This is a genomic window from Streptomyces ossamyceticus, from assembly GCF_001418475.1.
Classification (GTDB): domain Bacteria; phylum Actinomycetota; class Actinomycetes; order Streptomycetales; family Streptomycetaceae; genus Streptomyces; species Streptomyces ossamyceticus.
The window spans coordinates 572-7,207 of record NZ_LIQX01000461.1 but is presented as its reverse complement, the minus strand read 5'-3'; the positions used below and the strand labels follow the sequence as shown (position 1 = coordinate 7,207).

The window sequence follows — 6,636 nt, the reverse complement described above, 5'->3', positions numbered from 1 at the left end:
GGGGCGGCGGCAAGGGCAAGGGCAAGGGGAAGCCGAAGAGGAAGGTGACGCCGATCGGGGACGGTTCCACCGCCCGTACCGGCAAGCAGCCCAACCAGCCGGAGAAGCCGCGGCCGTTGGAGCCGGGCGAGACCCCGCCGCAGTTCGTGGTGTTCTCCTGGGACGGCGCCGGTGACGTCGGGAACGGCCTCTTCGAGCGGTTCCTGAAGGCGGGCCGGGACCACGACGCCCACATGACGTTCTTCCTCTCCGGGATCTACCTGCTGCCCGAGTCGAAGAAGCGCAAGTACCTCCCGCCGAACAACGCCCCCGGCGCCTCCGACATCGGCTACCTCACCGACGAGCACATCAAGTCGACGCTGGGGCACCTGCGGACGGCATGGCTCGACGGCCACGAGATAGGCACCCACTTCAACGGCCACTTCTGCGGCGACGGCTTCGGGTCGGTCGGCAAGTGGACGCCCAAGCAGTGGCGCAGCGAGATAGAGCAGGCCAAGTCGTTCGTGACGGAGTGGAAGACGAACAGCGGCTGGACCGACCTCGATCCGCTGCCCTTCGACTACGAGAAGGAGCTGGTCGGCGGACGCACCCCGTGTCTGCTCGGGCAGCAGAACCTGCTCCCCACCGCGCGCGAGCTGGGCTGGCGCTACGACTCGTCCTCGCCCGGCGGCCTCCAGGTCTGGCCCGGGAAGAAGCAGGGCGTCTGGGACCTGCCGTTGCAGTCGGTGCCGTTCCCGGGCCGCAGCTTCGAGGTCCTGTCGATGGACTACAACATCATGTACAACCAGTCCCAGAACTCCACCCAGGCCCCGCCCGCCAACTACCCGGCCTACCGCACCCAGGCCACCGGCGCGTACGTGGCCGGATTCCAGCGGGCGTACGAGACGAACCGGGCGCCGCTGTTCATAGGCAACCACTTCGAGGAGTGGAACGGCGGGGTCTACATGGACGCCGTCGAGGGAGCCCTCAAGCACATCGCCCGGGCCAAGGAGAAGGCCAAGGACGGGGACATCCGGATCGTCTCCTTCCGGCAGTTCGTCGACTGGATGGACGTGCAGAAGCCAGAGGTCCTCGCCAAGCTCCAGACCCTCGGTGTCGGGCAGGAGCCCGCGGGTGGCTGGAAGGGTTTCCTGAAGGCGGGATCGACCGCCTGACCTCGGCGGACGCACGACCGGGCGGGCTGCTCGACCCCGCCGCAGGTCGACGAAACGGGCATGCGAAACTTTTCACATGAGTGTCCGTACGAGCCGCAGCCGTGCCGCTTTGCTCTCCGCCGGGGCCGTCGCCCTGGCGCTGGTGCTGTCCGCCTGTTCGGGCGGAGGCATCGAGGGCGGTGGCGGCGGCACCGGCTTCGTGGCCGGCTCCGACGGCATCGCGACCGTGCGGAAGGGGGAGCGGGCCAGCGCCCCCGAGCTCGCCGGAAAGACCATCGACGGCGGCGAACTCGATGTGGCCTCCGCCTACAAGGGCAAGATCGTCGTCCTGAACGTGTGGGGCTCGTGGTGCCCGCCGTGCCGCGCGGAGGCGGCCAACTTCGTCAAGGTCTCCAAGGACCTCGCCGGTCAGGGCGTGCAGTTCGTCGGCATCAACACCCGCGACACCAGCACCCGTCCCGCGCAGGCCTTCGAGGAAGAGTTCAAGGTCACCTACCCGAGCCTGTACGACCCCACGGGCAAGTTGCTGCTCCGGTTCGAGAAGGGCACCCTCAACCCGCAGCTGATCCCCTCGACGGTCGTCGTCGACCGGGAGGGCAAGCTCGCGGCGCGGGCCCAGACGCCGCTCACCGAGGAAATGCTGCGCAAGATGCTCAAGCCGATCCTCGCGGAGAAGTGACGTGCACGGAACGACGACCGCGACCGTGCTGAACACCGCCGTCACCACCCACGCTTCCGGCCTCACCGACACCGTCTCCAGCGGGGCCCTGCTGCTCGCGCTGCCGGTCGCCCTGCTCGGCGGTCTCGTCTCCTTCTTCTCACCCTGCGTCCTGCCCCTCGTCCCCGGCTACCTGTCGTACGTCACCGGCGTCGGCGGCACCGACCTCGCGGACGCCCGCAAGGGGCGGATGGCGGCCGGGGCCGGGCTGTTCGTGCTCGGGTTCACCGCGGTGTTCGTCTCCAGCGGGGCCCTGTTCGGGTACTTCGGCACGACGCTCCTGGAGCACCAGCAGGTGCTGTCCAAGGTGCTCGGCGGGCTCATGATCTTCATGGGTCTGTTCTTCATGGGGCTGATGCCCTGGCTCACCCAGCGCGAGTTCCGCTTCCACACCAAGCCGGCCACCGGACTGGTGGGCGCCCCGGTCCTCGGTGCGCTCTTCGGCATAGGTTGGGTCCCCTGCATCGGCCCGACCCTCGCCGCCGTGAACGTCCTCGCGATGCAGGAGGGCAGCGCCGTGCGCGGCGCGCTGCTGATGGTGGCGTACTGTCTGGGGCTGGGCCTGCCCTTCGTGCTCGCCGCGGTGGCCTTCCGCAAGGCGCTCGGCGCGTTCGCCTGGGTCAAGCGGCACTACGCGTGGGTGCTGCGCATCGGCGGCGGCATGATGATCACCATCGGCGTGCTCATGCTGACCGGCGCCTGGGACCGCATCGTGCAGGAGATGCAGGTCTGGTCCACCGGCTTCACCCCTGGGATCTGAGCCAATGACGACGACCGACTCCGGCAAGCGCGACGACAGCGAACTCGACGTCGTCGGCTCGCGGCTGTCCACCGCCCCGCAGGAGGACACCCTCAACGTCCCCCAGCTCGGGGTGATCGGCTGGGCCCGCTGGTTCTGGCGCCAGCTGACCTCCATGCGGGTCGCGCTGCTGCTGCTGTTCATGCTGTCGCTCGCGGCGATCCCCGGCTCGCTGATCCCGCAGAGCGGACAGGACGAGACCCGGGTCGCCGACTTCATGAAGCGGCACGACACCCTGGGGCCGGTCTACGAGAAGCTCGGGCTGTTCCACGTGTACAGCTCGGTGTGGTTCTCCGCGATCTACATCCTGCTGTTCGTCTCGCTCATCGGCTGCATCGTGCCCCGCACCTGGCAGTTCGTCGGCCAGCTCCGCGGCCGCCCGCCGGGCGCCCCGAAGCGGCTGACGCGCATGCCCGCGTACGCGACCTGGCGCACCGACGCCACCCCGGAGCAGGTCCGCGAGGTCGCGCTGAAGGCGCTGAAGCGACGCCGGTTCCGCGCGCATGTCGCCGGGGACGCGGTCGCCGCCGAGAAGGGCTACCTCCGGGAGACCGGCAACCTCGCCTTCCATCTGGCGCTGATCGTGATGCTCATCGCCTTCGCCTGGGGCCAGCTCTACAAGTCCGAGGGCAACAAGCTGATCGTCGAGGGCGACGGGTTCTCCAACGTCCTGCCGCAGTACGACGACTTCAAGTCCGGCAACCTCTTCTCCGCCGACGACCTCAACCCGTTCAGCTTCGACCTGAAGAACTTCCGGGGCACCTACGAGACCACCGGGCCCAACAAGGGCACCCCGCGGATCTTCGAGGCGAGCGTCGACTACGCCGTCGGCGCGGACGGCAAGGCGAAGACCACCCGGATCGAGGTCAACAAGCCGCTGGAGATCGACGACTCCAAGGTCTACCTCGTCAGCCACGGCTACGCGCCCGTCATCACCGTCAAGGACGGCCGGGGCAAGGTCGTCTTCGAGGACGCGGTGCCGCTGCTGCCGCTGGACGCCAACGTCACCTCCACCGGCGCGATCAAGGTGATGGACGGCTACCGCGACGGCAAGGGCAAGTGGGACCAGCTCGGCATCCAGGCGTTCTTCCTCCCGACGTACGGCGGCAAGGACTCGGCGGTCGTGTCGCAGTTCCCCGCGCTGCTGAACCCGCGGCTGAACCTGACGCCGTACCACGGTGATCTGAGGGTCAACGCGGGCCTCCCGCAGAGCGTGTACCAGCTCGACAAGTCGAAGCTGAAGGCGTTCCGGGACGACAAGGGCGCGCAGGTGCGGGAGAACCTGGAGATCGGCGAGTCCATGACCCTGCCGAACGGGGCGGGCACCGTCACGTTCGACGGGGTCAAGGAGTGGGCCGGCTTCCAGGTGACCCAGCAGCCCGGCAGCGGCTGGGCCCTCGCGGGCGCGATCGCCGCGATCCTCGGTCTCGCCGGGTCCCTCTTCATCCAGCGCCGTCGGGTGTGGGTCCGCGCGGTCGCCGGGCCCGACGGGGTGACCGTCGTCGAGATGGCGGGCCTCGGCCGCAGCGAGTCCGCGAAGGTGCCTCAGGAGCTGGGCGACCTGGCCGGGGTGATCCACGACGAGGCTCCCACCGCGCCCGACCCCGACCCGGACGTCGACCCCGACCCGGATCCCGACCCCGACTCCGAACCCCCAGTCGTCACTGCCGAAGGGGCTGAGAAGTGACTCTCGCCGCCGCGACCAACGAGAATCTCGCGAGCATCAGCAACACGCTGATCTACTCCGCGATGGCCGTGTACACGCTGGCCTTCTTCGCGTACATCGCCGAATGGCTGTTCGGCAGCCGTAGCAAGGTGGGCCGGACGGCCGCCGCGCTCACCGCCGACCCGTCCGGCAAGGACGCGGCGAAGAAGACGGCCGCGCCCTCGGTGACCGTGAAGTCGGCCGGGGGCACCTCCGTGCTGGAGCGGCCGAAGGTGGTCGTACGGGCCGCCGCCGGCGCGCGGGACGTGCCGGACGGGCCGGGCGCCCACGGCGGGGACGAGCAGGGCGACCTCTACGGCCGTATCGCCGTGTCCCTCACGGTGCTGGCGTGGGCCGTCGAGGCCGCCGGTGTGCTCGCGCGGGCGCTGTCGGTGCAGCGGGCGCCGTGGGGCAACATGTACGAGTTCAACATCACCTTCTCCACCGTGGCCGTCGGGGTGTACCTCGCGCTGCTCGCGCTGAAGAAGGACGTGCGCTGGCTGGGCCTGCCGCTGATCACCACGGTCCTCCTCGATCTCGGTCTCGCCGTCACTGTTCTGTACACCGCCAGCGACCAGTTGGTTCCCGCCCTTCACTCGTACTGGCTGTACATCCACGTCTCCACCGCGATCTTCTGCGGCGCCGTCTTCTACGTGGGGGCGGTCGGCACGATCCTGTACCTGTTCAAGGACTCCTACGAGAGCAAGCTGGCGAGCGGCGGCCGGCCGGGCCGGTTCGCGACCTCCGTCATGGAGCGGCTGCCCGCTGCGTCGTCCCTCGACAAGTTCTCCTACCGCGTCAACGCAGCCGTCTTCCCGCTGTGGACGTTCACGATCATCGCGGGAGCCATCTGGGCGGGCGACGCGTGGGGCCGCTACTGGGGCTGGGACCCCAAGGAGACCTGGTCCTTCATCACCTGGGTCGCCTACGCCGGCTACCTGCACGCCCGCGCCACCGCCGGCTGGAAGGGCCGCAAGGCCGCGTACATCGCGCTCGTCGCGTTCGCCTGCTGGCTGTTCAACTACTACGGCGTCAACATCTTCGTCAGCGGCAAGCACTCCTACGCGGGCGTCTGACCCCGACGAACTCCGTACACCGAAGGCCGGTTCCCGTGTGACGTGGGTCACGGGAACCGGCCTTCGGTGTACGGACAGGGGGATGACGTGGAGACGAATCAGGGGGACCGGAGCGCGTTGCGCGCCCGGATCAGGGACGGGGACGCGGAGGCCTTCGGCGAGGTCTTCGACGCCTACGCGCGTTCCGTGTACAACCATGCCTTCCGGCTGACGGGGGACTGGTCGACGGCCGAGGACATCGTGTCGCTGACCTTCCTGGAGGCGTGGCGGCTGCGGGACCGGCTGGACCGGGAGGGCGGTTCGCCGCGTCCGTGGCTGCTCGGCATCGCCACCAACGTGGCCCGCAACAGCCGCCGTACCGCGCGGCGCCACGCCGCGGCCGTGGCCCGGCTGCCGAGGCCCGAGTCGGTGCGGGACTTCGCCGACGACGTGGCCGGGAAGCTCGACGACACGGCGTATCTGCGGGCGGTGCGCACGGCGGTGGCCCGGCTGCGGCGGCCCGAGCGCGAGGTGCTCGCGCTGTGCGCCTGGGGCGGCCTCGACTACGCCGCAGCGGCGGAGGCGCTCGGCGTTCCCGTGGGCACGGTCCGCTCCCGCCTCTCCCGCGCCCGCGCGAAGCTCGCCACGGCGCTCGCCGGGGAACCCGTCGCCGGGCGCGGACAGACACAAGGTGGCCGCACACCCGTGGCCGGGCCCATCCAGGAGGGGAACCAGTGAACGAGAACCCGTCCCCCCGCGACATCCCGTCCCCGCCGGACGCCTCGCCCTCGCCGGACGCGGCGGCTTCCCCGCAGGCCCCGTCCGCCCCGGACGTTCCGGCCGCCGTGGAGCGGGAGTTGCCGCCGGGCCGTCACAGCGTCCTGAGGGAGCAGTTGATGCGGGAGATCGAGAACCGTACCGAGAGCGCGGACACCTCGCGTCCGGTGGTCGTACGGCCGTTCTGGCGGCGGCCGGCCTTCGCCGCGCCCGCCGTGGCCGCCGCCCTGACCGTCGCCGTGGTCGTCGGCTCCGTGGTGACCCAGCACATCACCGGGCCCTCGGCGCCCACTGTGCTCAAGGATGACGACCGGTCGGGCGGCACCCTCAGCGACCGGAGCGCGACCGAGGTGCTGGAGCGGGCCGCCGAGGTCGCCGGGAAGCGGAAGCCGCCCGCCATCGAGGACGACCAGTTCGTCTACACCAAG

Annotated in this window: 6 protein-coding genes and 1 pseudogene; all 7 read left to right on the top strand. The window is 70.1% G+C overall.

What is annotated here, in order from left to right; genetic code table 11:
* A partial coding sequence (locus tag AOK15_RS29435; protein ID WP_055521379.1) for a polysaccharide deacetylase family protein occupies positions 1 to 1,154 on the top strand: 1,154 nt, incomplete at its 5' end.
* A gap of 76 nt (positions 1,155 to 1,230) precedes the next feature.
* Positions 1,231 to 1,833, top strand: coding sequence for a TlpA family protein disulfide reductase (locus AOK15_RS29430; protein ID WP_167738871.1), 603 nt, complete (start codon positions 1,231 to 1,233; stop codon positions 1,831 to 1,833).
* Between the two features lie 28 nt (positions 1,834 to 1,861).
* Positions 1,862 to 2,632: a cytochrome c biogenesis CcdA family protein gene (locus tag AOK15_RS29425; protein ID WP_240508650.1), complete on the top strand. Its 771-nt coding sequence runs from the start codon at positions 1,862 to 1,864 to the stop codon at positions 2,630 to 2,632.
* A gap of 4 nt (positions 2,633 to 2,636) precedes the next feature.
* Positions 2,637 to 4,358 (top strand): cytochrome c biogenesis protein ResB, encoded by a 1,722-nt coding sequence (resB, locus tag AOK15_RS29420; RefSeq protein WP_055521377.1) that lies wholly within the window; start codon positions 2,637 to 2,639, stop codon positions 4,356 to 4,358.
* Positions 4,355 to 5,452: a c-type cytochrome biogenesis protein CcsB gene (ccsB, locus tag AOK15_RS29415; protein WP_055521376.1), complete on the top strand. Its 1,098-nt coding sequence runs from the start codon at positions 4,355 to 4,357 to the stop codon at positions 5,450 to 5,452. Before resB ends, ccsB begins: the two co-directional genes overlap by 4 nt.
* Positions 5,453 to 5,539: 87 nt before the next feature.
* Entirely contained in the window at positions 5,540 to 6,169 is a 630-nt protein-coding gene (locus tag AOK15_RS29410) for an RNA polymerase sigma factor (RefSeq protein ID WP_055521380.1), read from the top strand.
* Positions 6,166 to 6,636: pseudogene (locus AOK15_RS45770) on the top strand (hypothetical protein); the annotation flags it as partial. The gene AOK15_RS29410 and the pseudogene AOK15_RS45770, both read left to right, overlap by 4 nt.